This window comes from Vibrio natriegens NBRC 15636 = ATCC 14048 = DSM 759 (assembly GCF_035621455.1).
Taxonomy (GTDB): domain Bacteria; phylum Pseudomonadota; class Gammaproteobacteria; order Enterobacterales; family Vibrionaceae; genus Vibrio; species Vibrio natriegens.
In genome coordinates, this window is record NZ_CP141823.1 from 990,355 (window position 1) to 1,009,166 (window position 18,812).

Here is an 18,812-nt window from a genome sequence, read left to right on the forward strand (position 1 = left end):
CTCGAATATCCATTCAGGGGGATAAAAGCCCCCTGTCTCTCCCAACTTTTTGGAGCCTATCATGACCCAATTTGCCTCTCGTAAAGGTCATATGACCCTGCCTGTCGAAGAAGGGCAGGAAGAAGTAGTACTGGATTTATATCAGCGTTGGCAAGCGGATGCACTTCGCGACAGCGATGGTACAACTATGCCAGATTCATTAGCTGAGCAAGACAGCGACATCTATTCAGTGATGTGCCTTGTTCGTGCCGATCAGGAATACGCGAACCAACATCCGGAGTACTTACATCGTAAATATTTGATGTCGTTCCCTGTGACGGCGATGAGTGATCGCGTTGAGATTTACCCACTCAATGGTTACAGCAAAGACAAATATGAACTGGATGATGACAGTGAGCCGAAGCTTTGGTGGGAAGTTAGAAACCGTACCTTGAACGAAGTGATTCCGGCTGACAAGTGGGAATTTGATGCGGAACATCAACGTATTGAAATCTTTGATGCGATCCCTTATCACGAGTACACCATTACCTTTATGGCGCGCCAGGTTTGGGATAGTGTCTCGATGTACAACGCGCTGACTAACGATTGGAAAGGCCCTCGTATTAAGAGTCTTGACCCATACCATCCGGAATGTCGTGCACATTTGTTAAACCATTTTGCACACTGGTTAGAAACGCATCCAAATACCACAGTAGTTCGATTCACCACCTTTGCGTTTTTGTTTGTTATCGATACGGGTGAAAAGAACCAAGACATTTACCGCGATTGGACAGGCTACGGCGAAACCGTGAGCCCACGAGCGCTGGAAGATTTTGAAAAGCGTTTTGGCTACAAGTTGTCTCCAGAAGATTTTGTTGATGCCGGTTACTACAACGGTACCTATAAAGTGCCTTCTAAGCAGTACCAAGATTGGATGACCTTTGTCCAGGAATTCGTTGTGGAGTTTGCCGCAGAGCTGGTCAACATGGCTCATCAAGCAGGCAAAAAGACCGCGATGTTCCAGGGTGATCACTGGATCGGGACGGAACCTTTCCTTGAGAGCTACCAAAAGATTGGCATCGATATCAATGTCGGCGCGGTAGAAGATGGCGTAGCTCTGCGTCGTTTAACGGATTCGGGCGGTGATCAGATTCGTGAAGCGCGTTTTTATCCTTACTTCTTCCCGGATGTATTCCGCGAGGGGAATGATCCTGTGGTTGAGTCTATGTCTAACTGGACCAAGATTCGCCGTGCGATGTTGCAAAAACCGTTGGACCGCATTGGCTATGGCGGCTACTTGTCACTCGCGAACCAGTTCCCGCACTTTATTGACCATGTGACGGAAATCTCAAGTCAGTTCGGTGACTACCTTGAGTTCACACAACGCAGTGAATCGAAGAAAGTAGCAGGAACAGTTGCCGTGTTAAGCGCATGGGGCGCGGCACGTAGCTGGCTGCAAAACCAGGCTCGAGACCAGCGTTTCTACGTTCCGCCTCGCCCTGATGTGATGGAACTGGTAGGTAACAACATCCTTGAGTGTCTGTCTGGTTTGCCGTTTGACGTTGAGTTCATCAGCTTTGATGACATTGCAGAAAAAGGTATCGATCCAGAGATCAAAGTTATCATCAACACGGGTGATGCGAACTCTGCATGGAGTGGTGGTGAGTGTTGGAACGATCCAAAAGTCATCGTTGCACTGCGTCAGTTTGTTGCTGAAGGCGGTGGCTTACTGGGTGTGTCTGAGCCTTCTGCATGGCAGAAAAATGGCCGTTACTTCCAGCTTGGCGATGTATTTGGTTTAGAGAAAGAAACCTCCCTGACGATGGGACGTGTAGCGATGCCACTGCAAATCGCAGAAAACCATTACTTAAGTCAGTTCATTAAGGGTGACGAAGACTTCGGTAACCCAAGCTATGTGTACCCACAAGCGGATGACTTGACGGTATTGGCAGCACAGGGACAACATTTGGCGTTAACCGCGCGTGGATACGGTGCCGGTCGAGCTGTGTATCTGGGTAACTTGCCATTCAGTATGGAAAACGCGCGTTTGCTACAACACATTCTGTTGTGGCTGACCCAGCAGGAAGCCGTTTCTCACGCATGGTTGTCTAACAACCCGTACGTCGATGTTGCTTTTTATCCTGAGACCAACAAAGCCACGGCCGTGAACTTCACGGATCAAGCTCAGCAGGTCACGGTATTCAATACACAAGGTGAACCACAACAATTGGCATTACAGCCATATGAGTGGAGTTGGTTCGATAACTAATCAAGTCAAAGAAGGTGTGAGAGCACCTTCTTTTTTTATTTTCTGACAGTGAACAAGGTTGACTGTTGCATCCCCCTTTCTGGCTGAATTAAGGAGTTACTCGCATCGTGTATTCACAACATTTGATGCAGATTCGACATAAGGTGTCACAAACAATTGTTGATCAGCAATTGTCTCTTCAAACACAACAAGTCTGGCAACGGAAAGTAGCGCAGTGGCAAGCCACTTTTTCTCCTCATTCTGGTTGGCCCGATCTCCAGTTGGCAGACGCTGTGCAGGATGGACAAATCATCCATGCTTATTTACAGCGTGTGCTGGTTCTCGCTTGCCAATTTAAACGTCAGCGCTGTATAAACGCGCATACTATTGCTGAACAGGCCATGGCGTATTGGTATCAAATAAATCCAACTAACTGGAACTGGTGGTGGAACCAAATCGGTAAGCAACGACTGATGGGGCCAATCGCTCTGTTGCTCAGTGAAGAGCTTAGTGAAGCGTTAATCAAGCAGTTGATAGAAGATCTGCCCAATAACGCGTCAATGACAGGCGCCAATCGTGTCGATCTTGCCAATGGAATAGCCTATCGTGGGTTGTTAGAAAGCGATGAATCTCTTTTTGCACAGGCGATGGAAGCGATAGCAGAAACGATTGCCATCACTCAGGAAGAGGGCATACAGGCTGATTTCTCCTATCAACAGCACGGTCCGCAATTGCAAAATGGTGGCTATGGTGAATCGTTTATCAATGTTGCGCTTCCCTGGGCTTATGTTTGCGCGCAGACTCGATTCCGTTTTTCATCACAGCAACAACGTTTGTTATTGACTTACTATCTCCAAGGCTCGGTATGGATGACTCGGACCGGGCGCTGGGACTACAACGCTTGTGGCCGGGCTATCGCCAAACCTGATTTGGAAAAACCGCATTGTCGAACCATGCTGACAACTCAAGCGAAGATGTTGTTGGCTTTGTTCCCTGATTATCGCCTTCAGTTGCAAAGATATCTCGAACACCTTCAGGGGCATGACTACCCTTTTTCTGGGTTTAAACACTTCTGGCGTTCTGATTACGCGGTTATGGCTAATAATAAATACGCTGTGTCTGTGAAAGCCAATTCTTGTCGAATCACGCCGATTGAAACTGGTAATCAGGAAAATCTGACGGGTTTTTGGTTGGGTTTTGGCAGTATGAATATTGGGGTGACGGGTAACGAGTACCACGATATTTATCCTTATTGGGATTGGGCTAAGATTCCGGGTGTGACGTGTCCACAAATTGTAATGCCAGCCCACGAATGGGGAAGAATAGAACAACAAACCGACTGGACGGGCGGCGTCAGCAATCGCCGTTGGGGCATCACCAGTTTCGAGCTGGATGTGATGCAAACCCAGGGGCTAAAATCTTGGTTCTTTTGTGAGGGGGTTATTATCGCTCTTGGTGCGGGGATAAGTTCGACGCACCCTGAACCGGTAATGACCACGATTAACCAGTGCCACTATGATTTCCCTGCGTGTGTAAATGATGCATACCATAATGGGGAGTCTACGTTGGTTAAAGCCAAAAGTTGGTTGCATCATGCAATTGTGGGTTACGTTCTAGGTAATGTGAATGCTCACTTACATAGTCACATACAACAAGGCAGTTGGCAGCGAATTAATGCCCACTTGAGTGCAGACAAAGTGAGTGGCAGGGTGTTTAAATTGTCAATTGACCATGGTGTTCAACCTAAAAATGCCTGTTATGAATACACGCTGTTACCTGGGTCTTCATTAGCAGAGACGAAACGTTATGCCGCTCAACCTTATGTTAAGGTATTGGAGAATACGCCTGCGCTTCAGGCGGTGGTTTATCAAGGCCATATTGGTTGTGTTTTTCGTCATCCGGGGCGTATTGAAATACCTGAGTCTGATACGCAAGAAGGTGTAACTTTAGAGGTCGATAAGCCGTGTTTATTGCTTTGTGAGAAAACACAGACAGGTTTTCAGTTTGCCGTATCAACGCCTGGAAGAGGGGATAGAGTCAACTTAGATCTTCACTCTAAAGGGGATAGTCATCGATTTTTTGTCGAGACTTCCGACAAGCTTGATCGACTCGGAGAGAGTGTTCGTTTTGACCTACACTTGCATTAGTTTTCTTTAACTTGAGCTGGTGGCTACGCTTTGAGTCTTGCACCTGGACTTCAATTGGATATAAGCCATCGCTAAAGCGGGGTCTGGAGTATGGATTTAAGCCGAAGACCCCATCACTTATATTAAGGCTATGCGACTAGAAAGGGTTTGAATTGCATGGTCATCATCTCGGATCATTGCTATGCGCTATAGTTTGTTAGCCTCGACCTTAATATTGTCGGGCTGTGTTGTTACCCCTAACTCGACAAAGATTCAGGCTGACACCAACTGGTATGTTAATCAGTTACCGAATGGTTTGAAATATCATATTTACCCGACACAAGACCAAGAGATCTCTGTGCGTATGGTGATGAACATTGGTTCGTTCCAAGAGCAAACAAGCCAAAAAGGTTATGCGCATTTTGTTGAGCACATGGCATTTAATGGCAGTACGCACTTTTCTGGTAATGAGGCGATAAGATTATTCGAGCAGTCCGGAGGGAGTTTTGGCGCGGACATCAATGCTTTCACGACCTATCAGCAGACGGGATATAAACTGGAGCTCGCGGACTCAAGTCAATTGCAAGACGCACTAATCTGGATGCGCGATATTGGCGACGGGCTGACGTTTTCACCAACCCAAGTGGAAAAAGAAAAAGGCGTGATATTAGGTGAGTGGCGTCGTGCGAACCCGGATGATAAGCCTTTTGCTTTAAATGCGTATCAAGCTTCGGTGGAGGGGACACTTTATGGCGAGCATGATCCTATTGGTACTCGAGTTTCGATAGAAAAGGCTACGCCAGTTACGCTGAAAAGCTTTTATCAACAGTGGTATCAGCCGCAGTACGCCGAGCTTATCGTAACCGGCAATGTTAATGTCGACGCTCTTGCGGAAGACATTAACAAGACCTTTTCCAGCTGGAAAAGCACGTCAGATGTGGTGATTAAAAAACGCCGCGATATTCGCGTTAACATCAATAATGAAATCCTGCCAAGTAATTCCATTGAGTCACCCAGCCTGCATCTTGTTGTTGAACGAGGCGCGATAGGACGCCAAACCGTCGAACAACAGCATCAAGAATGGCTGGATGAAGTCGCTGGACAATTGATCCAGCAGAGGCTGATCACGGATCTCAATGATGCTGCCGTTCCTTTCCAGTATGCGTACGCTCAACCTTACTATTCTAACTACCACCGGATGATGTCTGCCGGTATTGCGTTTGCGCCAGAGCGCCGCGAAAAAATGCACCGCCTGTTTATCAGCACGCTAACTTCGCTTCGGAGTTATGGCGTCACCCAAGCAGAATTAGACAGTGTTATGGCTAACTGGCAAGGTGAACTCACCAATCTGGATTCTGACTGGAGCAAGCGTAAACCCAATAGCTACGCAGATGCGCGTGTATTCCAGTTAGAGCAAAACAGCGTCAGCCAGTCCAAATCAAGTTATGCTCATAGTCTGGCAACGTTTCTCGACAACGCCACGTTAGCCAGTGTGAATGCTCACATTACAGAGCTGTTATCTTTGCCGCCGAGCTTTTCTATCGGGATGAGCAAAAACGAAACGCGCGCGAAGTTTCCCGATGTATTTTCATCTCTGAATACGGCTTATTTCCAACCCGGAAAAAAACCATTGTCGATGGAAGCGAGAGCGGGAGGTTTCCTTCAGCCAGTTAAGGAAGGCAGCATTATCAGTGCTCGCAAAGAGGCGGGAGGGTTTGAGGTATACACACTCTCTAATGGCGTCGATGTATGGTTCCAAAAGGACGAAAAAGCGGGTGGGCGCGCTTACATTTACTTTGCAAGCCAAGGCGGTAAAGCGGCAGTAGATAAGTCGCTTTACCCAGCTTATGAGATCGCCACCATGGCAGCGGTAAGAAGCGGGCTCGGGTACTTTTCAGGTTCGGAGTTAGACAGTTACTTGCGTAGCAACAATACATCTATTGTTCCGATGTTAGATACCACCAGTCACGGCGTAAAAGTCACCACGCAAAAAGCACAGTTAGAAAGTGCATTGAATGCAATTTACAACCTGAGCACAGAAATTAAGGTCGATGAGCGCCAACTGACAGCGGTAAAGCAAGAATTTAAACAGCAGCGTCGCGCGTTTTTTGAATCACCAATGGGAAAGCTGGTTCAGGAAGCCAATCAAAATGCTTATCTGCCGGAAAGTCGCCATCGTATTTTGGATAGCGATGGTGTAGAGAACGTTACCGCAGAACAGATACTTGCGGTACACAAGCGTTTATTTAAGTTCAATAACGGCTTCAAAATGGTGGTGGTTGCGGACATAGAACCAGAGCAACTTGAACCCCTGTTGACCAAGTTTGTTGCTTCTATCGAAATGACACCAGGTGAGCCTATTGATTACCACGTGGCATTGAATCCGCAGGCATCTGGTCGCTCTGTGATGACGGATGGTCATGAGCCGTCTTCACTTTATTTGCAGCGTTTGACCAACGCCAATGATGTTACCCAAAGCGCGAGAGACACGATGGTTGTGGATATCTTACAGCGCATCAGTGCCGGACGCGTAATGGCTCAATTACGTGAAGATCTGAGTCTGGACTACAGTCCGAGTATTTACCCGATGATACAGGATCGTGAGCAAGTCTCGGATTGGATCTTTGAATCGCAAGTCGACCCAAAAGATGTGGCGATCATGGACAGTCAGTTAAATAAAATTTTTGATGATCTGGCGAAAAACATTACCCAGAAAGAGGTCGATATCGCAGCGAAACAATTGGTGGTCGCCATGCAGGGAGTGGAGGACAGACCTAGCCAGCGAGCATGGGCATATGGCCGTTATCTGGTGCATGATTATGGGCTGGATCTGTTGCTGAATGTGGAACAAACGGCTAAAAGCATCACTTTGGAAGAGGTTAAGTTGCGTGCGCGGTCAGTATTTGGAGCGAAAGCAAAACGCACAACGATCATTCTTAATCCGATTAAGAAGTAGCACAATCGTCACTTAGCCCAAGTGAGAAGATGGACATTTTACTTGGGCTATTCAGTGGTTACTGGTGGTTTTTACTGAGCTGATATTCCTTCACCAAAGCAAGTTTGTCGCGGTAGGAGTCCATAAGTTCTAGCTTTGATTTCCCTTCATTTTGGTAGAACAGTGCACCTTGTTCGCGGAGGAAATCATAATGCTCGTTTACCATCTCAAGAACCGCATTGACGCGCTTTAGCGTTGTTGCAGTACAACTTTTCCCATCAATATCATCTTCGATATCCAAAACATGCGAGCGAAACATCTCAACAATGAATAAGTCCTCTAAGGCTTTTTCATTCTGAAGGGCGGTTTGGTATTTGGTCACTTGCGCTTCTTTGTGGTTTAAAACGGCTGAACTGGCGTGGTTAAGACGTAGCCACTTGCATTGCTCTAGTAAGACGCTAAGTGCCTCATGTTTAACGTTTTTGAACAGGGCTAATGATTCTTGGTGAGAATAATGTTGCTGCACAAGCCAGCCCGAAAGGAATCGAGTTTCAAAGCGCTCACAAAACTGAAAGATAGGCGCATTAAGGCCGTCACTGTTGAGCTCGGTTAGCGGGTCGAAGGGGTACATGTAACCGAAGTCGAACAGCCAGAGCTTATGGTCGTCATCTACGAGCAGATTGCCACTACACAAGTCCCACTCGAACAGGCCAATTTTTTCACACGCAGATAAGGTTGAGAATAGCTGGTAAAGCAATGAGGAAGATACATCGCTGATGGGTTTCCCTTCTATCCACTCAGAAAGAATGATGCCTAAGCGATAATCAGCGTAGACGGTCGGCACGATGCATTCGAAGTCCACGGAGGTGTGCGTAGAATCTTTCCGCTTTTGCAAATCAGAACGACGCTGCACTTCATTCAGGAACGACAGTTGTCCATTAAGATTTTGCACCTTGGCTTCAGGGCGCTTCTTTTTCAGAGTGTAGTCTTTTCCGCCAAACCGTACCCGAAACACTTCAGCCGTTAATCCACTTTGAAAAGCTTCCACCACATAAGGAGAAGCCTCCGTCGTCCGAGCCAATTGTTCCGGAGATATCGGACAATCGTCAATATTGCCAACGATGAGGTTTTCTCCGCTCTTTTCAAATTGCATCTGCTGCTTTTGACGTTTGTCCATGTGAATGCCCATCTTCCTATTGATTCTGATTATTTTATCAAGAGTGTCAGTTTGTAAATCCTCCTTACTTCATAAACTAAGAGGCTGAGTTTTGAGGCGCATATCGGGAACTGAAGTTTTGTGAGGATGATCTGTATGCGTGTGTCATACCTTTCTGACCAATTTGTCATACAGTTCTTAAACCATGATTAAGGAGGTAAGTGTTTGAAAATTCGCCTAGAGCTTATGCTAGCTTAGCGATAAATGAGATTCACTTACAAAAAGATATTTATCTCTTTAAGGAAAACTTTATGAGTAAAAATAGCCATTCAACAGGAAAATGCCCGGTGATGCATGGCGGTATGACATCTACGGGGTCTACTGTTATGGATTGGTGGCCGAATGCCCTAAACCTAGATATTCTTCATCAGCACGATAAAAAGACCAACCCTCTGGGTGACAGTTTTAGCTATCGTGAAGCTTTGAAAACGCTGGATGTTGAAGCGCTGAAACATGATCTAAAAGATCTGATGACAGATAGCCAAGATTGGTGGCCTGCGGATTGGGGTCATTACGGTGGTTTGATGATCCGCATGGCGTGGCACTCAGCAGGTAGTTATCGTACTGCTGATGGTCGAGGCGGTGCATCTACCGGTAACCTGCGCTTTGCGCCACTAAACTCTTGGCCAGATAACGGCAACCTGGATAAAGCTCGTCGTTTGCTGTGGCCAATCAAGAAAAAATACGGCAATAAAATCAGCTGGGCTGACCTAATGATTCTGGCGGGTAACATGGCGTACGAATCAATGGGTCTTAAAACCTTTGGCTTTGCATTCGGTCGTGAAGATATCTGGCACCCAGAAAAAGATACCTACTGGGGTTCGGAGAAAGAGTGGTTAGCGCCTTCGGGTGGTGAAGGGAGTCGTTATTCTGGCGAGCGAGACCTAGAAAACCCTCTAGCAGCTGTAATGATGGGTTTGATTTACGTGAACCCAGAAGGTGTCGATGGCAATCCGGACCCGTTAAAAACGGCAGCTGATATGCGCGTGACCTTCGCTCGCATGGCGATGAATGATGAAGAGACGGTAGCACTAACTGCTGGTGGCCATACGGTGGGTAAAGCGCACGGTAATGGTGATGCTGCGGAATTGGGGCCAGAGCCTGAAGCCGCAGATATTGAAGAGCAAGGCCTTGGCTGGAACAACCATACATCGCGTGGCATCGGCCGTGATACGGTGACCAGCGGTATTGAGGGCGCGTGGACCACTCATCCTACACAATGGGATAACGGTTTCTTCAAAATGCTGCTTGAGCACGAATGGAAGCTGACAAAAAGCCCGGCAGGTGCTTGGCAATATGAACCAGTAGAAATTGCCGAAGAAGATAAACCAGTCGATGTGGAAGACTCCTCAATCCGTTACAACCCTATGATGACGGACGCCGACATGGCGCTTAAAGTCGATCCTGACTACCGTAAGATTTCAGAGCGTTTCTACCAAGATCCAGCTTATTTCAATGAAGTCTTCGCTCGTGCTTGGTTCAAACTGACTCACCGTGATTTAGGCCCTAAAGCTCGTTACGTTGGCCCAGATGTGCCGGCTGAAGACTTAATCTGGCAAGACCCAATTCCAGCTGGTAACACTCAATACGATATAGAAGCGGTTAAAGCGAAGATTGCCGCAACTGGCCTGAGTGTTTCTGATTTGGTTGCTACAGCATGGGATAGCGCTCGCACATTCCGTCGTTCGGATCTTCGTGGTGGAGCAAATGGTGCGCGAATCCGCTTGGCCCCGCAAAATGCTTGGCAAGGTAACGAACCAGAACGTCTGGCGAGAGTGCTGGGAGAGTTAACGCAAGTGGCGGAAGAATTTGGTATCAGTGTTGCAGACGCGATTGTTCTTGCGGGTAACGTCGGTATTGAACAAGCGGTGAAAGCAGCAGGATTTGACTTTGACGTGCCATTTTCGGCTGGCCGTGGTGATGCGACAGCAGAGCAAACTGACGCAGAGTCATTCGATGTTCTGGAGCCTCTGGCAGATGCTTTCCGTAACTGGCAGAAGACGCACTACACGGTTACTCCAGAAGAGATGATGCTAGACCGCGCACAACTACTTGGTTTAACCGCGTCAGAAATGACAGTCCTGATTGGTGGTATGCGTGTACTTGGTACAAACCATGGTGGTAGCAAGCATGGGGTATTCACTGACCGCGTTGGTGTATTAACGAATGACTTCTTCGTCAACCTAACTGATATGGGATACAGCTGGAAACCAACAGGCCGCAACTCTTATGACATTTGTGATCGCAAAACGGGTGAAGTGAAATTCACTGCAACTCGCGCGGATCTTGTGTTTGGTTCAAACTCTATCTTGCGCTCTTACGCTGAGGTTTATGCGCAGGACGATAATCAAGAGAAGTTTGTCAAAGACTTCATCGCTGTCTGGACGAAAGTGATGAATGCTGACAGGTTCGATTTGGTTTAACGAACTAATTCTGTCAAATACAGACTGAGTAATCAGTGTTCGTGTTTAAAAGCCAGCAGTATCTCTGCTGGCTTTTTGCGTATCCATGCCAGACATTTTTATTTGCATAACGTTGCTTGAATGAAAATTGTAACGGCAGATATGTATCGCTTTATCTTACCCAAATACACTTTTTGAATAATTGGTAACGTTCCCTTTTTATTCTGAGTTAAACCAATGTGAGTTCGTTGTTGCGTATGAAATTTGATCGATATTTGAATTACTAAAATTATTGTCATAAAAATGACAGTTTTTAGTTAATAAATCAGTTGTTTATGAAGGGGGCGTTAATGTATCTAAACAATTTTATTGTAACCGGATCCAAGTCAGTTTCATTAAGGGTTTGTTAGGTACGCGTATTCATATATAAAGGCATTAGGATGTCTGGCTATTGTCAGAGTTTTATATCCTTAATCTTATTGATCTTGAATTGTCATTTTTCGTTGTTATGCTTTTTCGCGTGGTTAGCAAAGGCTTACCCACACTCAGTTCATCATCTCTTCTCTTGTAGGATGCATGACTGAAAAGGCAAAACCTCCGAAAGGGGGTGACGCAAAGTCTCCGATCTAACGGACATTTCCTATGATAGCGGGACCGCCAGTTTTGTATTTCGACTTATTAAATTCGTTCGATTTTTAGTATCAAACTCTTTGGTCTGATATTTACATTCACGGATGCATTCAGTCATTTGTTGATTCTGTTTGCTGTGAATGGCTAAGTTTTACCTAATTTCGGGAACGTTACCTAAATTGGTGTGATTTTTAGATGATTTCGAATGGGTTATGCCGTTGATAGTTTGTGACATTTCTGAGGGTTAACCACTTCTGGAAAATTGAATATTTTGAGAATTTTATTAACAGAGGTAAGTAAAATGCATTCGACAAAAATGAAAGCGGGAGTCCCTATTTTAGGGATTTTAATGGGAACAGCGGCAAGTCAGTTAGCTTTTGCAGCACAGCTTCAACCTGGTCCAGAGCCAACGGTACACACTCAAGAAGCTTACGCTCCTGAGAGTAATTTTACGGCTAAATGGACCCGTGCTGATGCTCGTCAGCTCAAGCGTATGTCTGATCCAATGGCTGGGTCACGTGAGAACTCTATGCCACAAGAGTACACGATGCCGAGCGTCCCTCAGGATTTTCCTGACATGTCCAATGAGCAGGTATGGGTATGGGATTCATGGCCACTGACTGATGCGGATGCCAACCAATATAGCGTGAACGGACAGGAGATTATTTTCTCACTTGTTGCGGATCGGAGCCTAGGTTTTGATGAACGACACCAGTATGCGAAGATCGGCTACTTCTATCGTCCAGCGGGTATTCCAGCAGAGGAACGCCCAGAAAACGGTGGCTGGACTTATGGTGGCCTTGTTTTTGACGAAGGTGTCACCGGACAAATCTTTGAGGATCAGTCATACAGTCATCAGACACAATGGTCTGGTTCTGCCCGAATTTTCCCGGGTGGTGAAGTGAAACTTTTCTTTACCGATGTTGCGTTCTATCGTGACTCAAACGGCAATGACATCAAGCCATATGACCCACGCATTGCACTCAGCGTCGGTAAGATACACGCGAATAAAAATGGCGTGAAATTCACCGGATTCGATAAGGTGATTAATCTTCTGGAAGCTGACGGTACCTACTACCAAACGGCTGAACAAAACCCTTACTTTAACTTCCGTGACCCGTTTACGTTCGAAGATCCTGCTCATCCAGGCGAAACCTTCATGGTCTTTGAAGGTAACTCAGCAATGGAAAGGGGCTCGGCGAAGTGTACCGAGGAAGATCTAGGTTATCAGGATGGTGACCCGTACGCTGAAACAGTCAGAGATGTGAATGCATCGGGTGCGACATTCCAGATTGGTAACGTTGGTTTAGCGCGAGCGACGAATGATGACCTTACCGAGTGGGAGTTTTTACCACCGATCCTTTCGGCGAACTGTGTTACTGACCAGACCGAACGCCCTCAGATCTATCAAAAAGATGGTAAATACTACCTATTCACTATCAGCCATAGCACGACGTTTGCAAGTGGTATCACTGGTCCGGAAGGGGTGTATGGCTTTGTAGGTGATGGTATCCGTAGTGATTACCAACCACTGAACCAAGGTTCAGGTCTTGTACTTGGTAACCCAACCAACCTGAACTTCTACCCAGGAACGCCTTACGACCCAGATTACAACCAGCCAGCAGGTCACTTCCAGTCTTACTCACACTATGTGATGCCTGATGGACTGATTCAATCCTTTATCGATACTATCGGCGTTAAAGAAAACTTCCGACGTGGTGGTACTTTGGCACCAACAGTGAAAGTCCTGATTGATGGTGACACTACTGAAGTCGATTACTCTTACGGGACGAGTGGGCTAGGTGGCTGGGCAGATATCCCTGCAAATATAAACGTTAATCCAAGCGGTGTGATTCAGAAAACGCTTAAATAGAATTCCTGAAGTTGTACATGTCATAAATCAGAGGGGCGGGCATTCCGCCCCTCTATGATAATAAGAAGGATTATGCGCTTTAAACTTAACTCACTGACGGGCATAACACTTGTCACTGTTGCCTGTGCTTCATTTGCATTGTTTACTGCCAGTCTCTCACTTTCTGGCGTTGAATTAGCGTCTGCGAGCTCGTCTCAATTTACTCGCCCTTCAGAATGGTCCCCTTATCGGCCAGCTATACATATTACTCCCAACAGACATTGGATGAATGATCCTCAGCGTCCTTTCTTTATCGATGGTGTCTGGCATTTCTACTATCTCTACAACGCTGATTACCCAAATGGGAATGGGACGGCGTGGTATCACATGACATCAAAAGACCTCGTCCATTGGCAGGAACATGGTGTAGCTATTCACAAATATAAAAATGGACTTGGCGATATTCAAACGGGGAGCGCCGTCGTTGATACCAACAATACGGCGGGCTTTGGTGCCGGAGCGATTATTGCTATTGCGACTCAGCAACATGACGGTGTACAGCGTCAGTCACTCTTTGTCTCAACCGATGGTGGCTATCACTTTAAAGAGTATGACGATAACCCAATTATGGATAATCCCGGGGCTGAACATTGGCGTGATCCCAAGGTCATTTGGGATGAGGAGAACCGACAATGGGTAATGGCGCTTGCGGAAGGGCACAAAATTGGCTTCTATACCTCTTCAGATCTTAAACACTGGACATATCAATCCGATTTCCAGCGTGACGATCTTGGTCTTCTCGAGTGTCCTGATCTGTTTCAACTCTCGCTTGATGGTGATCCTAATAATATTCGCTGGGTGCTTGCATCCGGAGCGAATGGTTTCAGAACAGGAAAAACGACGGGCACAGCTTACTGGATTGGAAGCTGGGATGGAAAGCGCTTTATACCAGAAAGTGAAGAACCACAGTGGCTGGACGCAGGAGCTGATTTTTATGCGATGGTGTCGTGGCAAGATTCCAATTTAGGTGCTGACCAGCGTCTTGAATCTCGCTACGCGATTGGCTGGCTTAACAATTGGGGTTATGCCAACGAGTTGCCCACTAAAGCATGGCATGGAGCCGCGAGTTCTATTGTTCGTCAAATAAAACTGCGTACTGTAGATGGAACCCCAGTCCTATTCTCCCAGCCGATTGAGGCAATAGCAGGGCTTGAAGGCGATGCTTATACTCGCTCGGCCGTTGAAGTATTAGAATCATCGAACACAAGTTTCCCTAAGCCGATATCTGACGCTTACCGCCTTAAAGTCGATCTTGACGCACACTCAAACGCTAGTGAGTTCCAGTTACAACTCAAAGGAAAGGACGGTCATTTTGCCATTGTAGGGTATGACTTCGAACACGAAACGGTGTTTATCAGACGCGATAGGGACGCAATAGCAAGCTCAATGCCTGATGTATATCGTGACGAACGTAAAACGGTAGTTCGTGCCCATAACGGTATCGTAAAACTAGACATCATTGTCGATACATTCACCATCGAGGTCTTTGTTAACGATGGTGAGATGTCGCTGTCTAATCTGATATTTGGAACTCAGGACGCCAATGATCTTACGGCGGTATCTGTTGGAGGCACCACCGTACTCCGTAACCTAGAACTTACGCCACTGAAGGTTACTCCGATTCAGCGTTACTCTGGTGAGGGAGCGAAGAAATAAGAGTTTAATTTGGCAAGCTAAAAGGGCGTGATGGCTTGCCATAATTTGTTCATATTTACCCCTGAGAGTCGCTAAACAGACTAACTAAAACATTCCGGCAATTAAGGCTAACGCAAAAATAACAGCCAGCATAACCAGAAAAAACTTCATCATTAATCCAAGATCATTACTACCACCACGTGGGGGTTTATTACAGCAGCTCATGGTTGGTCCTTTATTCCTGAGAAATGTCGATCTGATGATAATGGTTACCCTTGGGGGAAGGTAAAGGAGAGCTCTCATGTAAGTCTACTTTTAAGGAATTATTAGAGGGCTAGGAAAGTACTTTTCTGAGTCCGATTCTGCTGTGACCTTTGGCGCAATCCTCAGCTTTACCTAATCGTCTAGAGACTAATGAACATCGACACTGATATCGCTCAGTAGACATTCCTGATGATGTGGCCCGCCGATAAACTCTGCCTGTCCCCGAATTTGGCTGCCGACCGTTAGCTCGTCGACGTTGTCAAAAGTGAAACAGTCTAAATGGGAGCCAGGCTCTGTAAAGCAAGGGCCAAACTGACGATCGACCTGCTCGATGAGTAAACGTACCCGATGCTTACCATTTTCATTCTGGCTAATTGCCAGCACCTGGCCTGTTAGGGTGGATTGATTGGGGGCTGCCGAAACTCCGCTCATAGTTGGCTCCGTAAAAAATAACAAGATGCACACCAGCAGTGTAGAAGGTGTGCATCGGCTTGTTAAGTACCCGTTCAATTCTACTTCTTCGCTCGGGTGGATTTTTTCTTCTCAGCGACCGGTTGCTCTTTTGGTTCGGGGATGGCGTCACTGGTCAACTCCGCATCCATGAACTCGTCAGGCATGGGTACATGCTCATCGAGCGAATCGGAAAATGCCATTTCAACCATATCCGGTTGCGGAGCCACACTTAGGTCGCTTATTTCTTCGTGAAAGAAGTCTTCAGGACCTGGTGCGGGCACGTCGTCAAACGCAGCCGCTTCGTTGAACTCAGCAGAACCGTTGGGTGCCGGTGCACTCAGCTCATCGTGACTCTCTGCAACTTCTTCAACGCCTGTAGGGGGAGGACCGTCGTCTGTGACGAATGCCTGAGCCGATGTCTGAACATCAGGTTGTGACTCAGTAATATTGATATTAATAGTCTGTGCCATAGCAGCCCCCTAGAAATAAAGGATGGTGATTTGACTGGTACTGTCTTCAATGGTGCCGGATACAGTTTTACCGCTGCCTTTTGCGGCATTGAGCATCATAAACATATTAGTTGAGCTATCGGTATTGCTAGGCTTAATTTTCCGCCAGCCGATGGTATCGATATACCCCCAGACATTTTTTGAGTGTGGAGTCGAATAGGTACGAAGAATTTTTTTGTTAGAAAAGTTCATGAGTATTTCTCCTAATTCATGTATGCGGCATAAATTTTACTACCGTCGATTTGTACCGAGACGGGTCTATCGAAGGCTCGCGCGTTTACCAATAGATTGAATACATTACTGACGCCATCATTGCTGATACCATCTATTTTCCGCCAGCCGATTCCGGCGAGGTAGGCCCAGCAATTGTTCGTATGAACGGTGGCATACGTGCGTGAAACCGCGACGTTGTGCTTCCATTCTTTCGCCGCTGCACCGCCGACATTGACGTTAGCCGTGATATTGTTGCTCACGCGAGTAATATCGCTGACGGTTACCTTGGAGTCGGCACCGCTGTAGCTTTTGCTGTTGGGTGTCGAGGTATTGGAGAAGCGATTATTGCTGCCCGATGGATACGGGTCGTTACTGTCGCCTGAGTTAGCGTTGGTATTGAGATGGCGTTGCCCATCAGCTTGCTCAATATCGACCAGATAATGGCTTTCGTCGGTGTTGTTTGTTTTGTTTTCATCGACATGCTCGATGATCATCCCCTCTCCGGGTAAGTATTGATCGTAACCGCTTTTTTGACGGTTGCTGAGCAGGAAGTACTCCTTGCTGTTGACACTACCAATCGGAAGCTTGTAAACCTGTGCGTTGTCGCTGTAGGGGGTGAGATTAATAGCCTGAGCACTGTTGAAGATCACCCCAGGTGTGACCCACCCAGCTTGTACCTTACACCAAGCGGTCGGGTGCGCTGGGGTATTACCGCCATTGTTCCAGCTGCCGCCCGCCATTAAATCCCAGCTACCAGTACCGCGACTTGAATAGTCGGTGTCGTATAGATCTGGCCATCCCATTAGCAGATGCCCTAATTCGTGCGACATGACGCCGACCCGGCCATTTTCTGGTGCCATAAAATAACGATCGACCACTACACCATCTACGTTCTTGGGTGAGATGCTCCATTTATGTGACCATATGTCATCTTTATCACCAGATTGTTCGCCGCCGATGCCCGCACAAATGATCACCAGAGCTTCAACCTTCCCGTTGCCACTGTTGTCGTAGTTGGCGAAGTTGACATGAGGTGCAGCCAGATCAATCACATCCTCTGCCAGTTTTTGAGCATTGCGAGGGTAGCTACCAAAGCCAAAATCGTTGTTGGTGTAATAACTTTTTGGCTGCGGCGCTCGATACCATCCGGCTGTTGGACCGCTGCCGGATACTTGGCCCTGCACATCTAACTTGTTGTAGGACACTTCGCGATAGTATTCACGCATACTGTTGCCACCGAGTGAAAACAGCAGGTTATTAAAGTGACTCTGTGGTTGCGTGGCGGTTTTATCTGAAAAGTCGACGAGCAACACCAGCGCCCGTCGCACTCCGGTTACCGGAGCCGACTCAAGAGTGTGGTTATGAGAGCGGGTTTTTGCCGGGCGTCCGGTGATCAGCGTATAAGTACGCATATCAAGCAAGTCGACCTGATCGACCTGGTCCAGTAGGCTACCGTGTAAAAAAGCATCCTTGGACTTGTCTATCTTGTTATGCAGCTCCGGGTCCGGAGGCATAATACATAAGTCTCTACACATAATATAAATTCCTTTTGCCATTATATTACGTTCGATTTCTGGTTATCTTTTAACTGCTTGGCCAGAACGATAGCACGTGCTTACAAGGGCAAGCTCGTTACCAAATGAAGCAGCTGATTCAGTCTTAAATAAGAACATGTCTTGTAAGATTCACGTTACTACTCCACCTGCCCCTGCATTGGCAGAGATGTCTCAAACTCTTCTTATTTACACTTTACTCAACTGCGTGCATAAAACTTTAGTCAAGACAATCGGCAAGTCAAATACAGCAAGGGCTACAGCCTAGTTTGGCAAGACAGAAGAGGCGTTGAAAACAAGCTAAAATGAGCGGTTAAGAACGATAATATTGATTAAGTATGTAAATACTCACTAACAATGAGGCGGCGTAAAAATAAAAGATGTTTTTTAAGTAATTGCTAGGTGTTAAAAGGAGAGCTTTTAAATGCGCAATGTTGCATATTGGTGAATGTGTAGAGGTTTGTTTAACTTTTTGCGTGATTCCAGACTGCTCGCATCTAATATAAAAATAGTATCACTATCGTGATTAATTTTCTGTTTGCTCAGATTGTTATAATACGAAAAAATTTATCTGATTTTTTTGTTGAAAGCAGGTGATTATTCGAGTGTGTTCGGGGGAATGGATTTCTCAACTATACGCTATTTTCTAGCTAAGTAGAGGCAGTCCTGATTACACTGCCAGCGTCTAAGAATCGCGTTGTAAAAAGGTGGACCGATGCTCCACCTTATTCAAAATA

General features: G+C 46.5%; 11 protein-coding genes and 1 riboswitch. Of the genes, 6 read left to right on the top strand and 5 right to left on the bottom strand.

Features of this window, described 5'->3' with window-relative positions; translation table 11 throughout:
- Positions 1-61 precede the first annotated feature (61 nt).
- From gnpA to VER99_RS18935, 3 genes are all read left to right on the top strand, one after another.
- Positions 62-2,248 carry a 1,3-beta-galactosyl-N-acetylhexosamine phosphorylase gene (gene gnpA, locus VER99_RS18925; RefSeq protein ID WP_020333530.1) on the top strand — a complete coding sequence of 729 codons (2,187 nt, stop codon included), beginning with the start codon at positions 62-64 and terminating at the stop codon, positions 2,246-2,248.
- Positions 2,249-2,355: 107 nt separating this feature from the next.
- Positions 2,356-4,374, top strand: a complete 2,019-nt coding sequence (locus tag VER99_RS18930; protein ID WP_024372635.1) for a polysaccharide lyase 8 family protein — start codon at positions 2,356-2,358, stop codon at positions 4,372-4,374.
- Between the two features lie 181 nt (positions 4,375-4,555).
- Complete coding sequence (locus tag VER99_RS18935) at positions 4,556-7,309, top strand: M16 family metallopeptidase (protein WP_020333527.1); 2,754 nt, start codon at positions 4,556-4,558, stop codon at positions 7,307-7,309.
- A 58-nt stretch (positions 7,310-7,367) separates the two neighbouring features.
- Here VER99_RS18935 and VER99_RS18940 read toward each other — a convergent pair whose 3' ends face one another.
- Positions 7,368-8,465 carry an AarF/UbiB family protein gene (locus VER99_RS18940; protein WP_024372636.1) on the bottom strand — a complete coding sequence of 366 codons (1,098 nt, stop codon included), beginning with the start codon at positions 8,463-8,465 and terminating at the stop codon, positions 7,368-7,370.
- 290 nt (positions 8,466-8,755) lie between these two features.
- Between VER99_RS18940 and katG the strand changes: the two genes are divergently transcribed.
- From katG to VER99_RS18955, 3 genes are all read left to right on the top strand, one after another.
- Entirely contained in the window at positions 8,756-10,927 is a 2,172-nt protein-coding gene (gene katG / locus VER99_RS18945) for a catalase/peroxidase HPI (protein WP_020333524.1), read from the top strand.
- 556 nt (positions 10,928-11,483) lie between these two features.
- A riboswitch (cyclic di-GMP riboswitch) is annotated at positions 11,484-11,568 on the top strand.
- Positions 11,569-11,837: 269 nt separating this feature from the next.
- Positions 11,838-13,409, top strand: a complete 1,572-nt coding sequence (locus VER99_RS18950; RefSeq protein ID WP_024372637.1) for a glycoside hydrolase family 68 protein — start codon at positions 11,838-11,840, stop codon at positions 13,407-13,409.
- A 72-nt stretch (positions 13,410-13,481) separates the two neighbouring features.
- Entirely contained in the window at positions 13,482-15,104 is a 1,623-nt protein-coding gene (locus tag VER99_RS18955) for a glycoside hydrolase family 32 protein (protein ID WP_020333522.1), read from the top strand.
- 390 nt (positions 15,105-15,494) lie between these two features.
- Here the strand turns inward: VER99_RS18955 and VER99_RS18960 are convergent, their stop codons facing one another.
- From VER99_RS18960 to VER99_RS18975, 4 genes are all read right to left on the bottom strand, one after another.
- Complete coding sequence (locus tag VER99_RS18960) at positions 15,495-15,779, bottom strand: hypothetical protein (RefSeq protein ID WP_020333520.1); 285 nt, start codon at positions 15,777-15,779, stop codon at positions 15,495-15,497.
- 80 nt (positions 15,780-15,859) lie between these two features.
- Positions 15,860-16,270 (bottom strand): hypothetical protein, encoded by a 411-nt coding sequence (locus VER99_RS18965; RefSeq protein WP_020333519.1) that lies wholly within the window; start codon positions 16,268-16,270, stop codon positions 15,860-15,862.
- Positions 16,271-16,279: 9 nt separating this feature from the next.
- Entirely contained in the window at positions 16,280-16,501 is a 222-nt protein-coding gene (locus VER99_RS18970; RefSeq protein WP_014235041.1) for a hypothetical protein, read from the bottom strand.
- Between the two features lie 11 nt (positions 16,502-16,512).
- On the bottom strand, positions 16,513-18,078 hold the full coding sequence (locus VER99_RS18975; RefSeq protein WP_236614646.1) for a M6 family metalloprotease domain-containing protein: 1,566 nt from the start codon (positions 18,076-18,078) through the stop codon (positions 16,513-16,515).
- Positions 18,079-18,812: the final 734 nt, after the last annotated feature.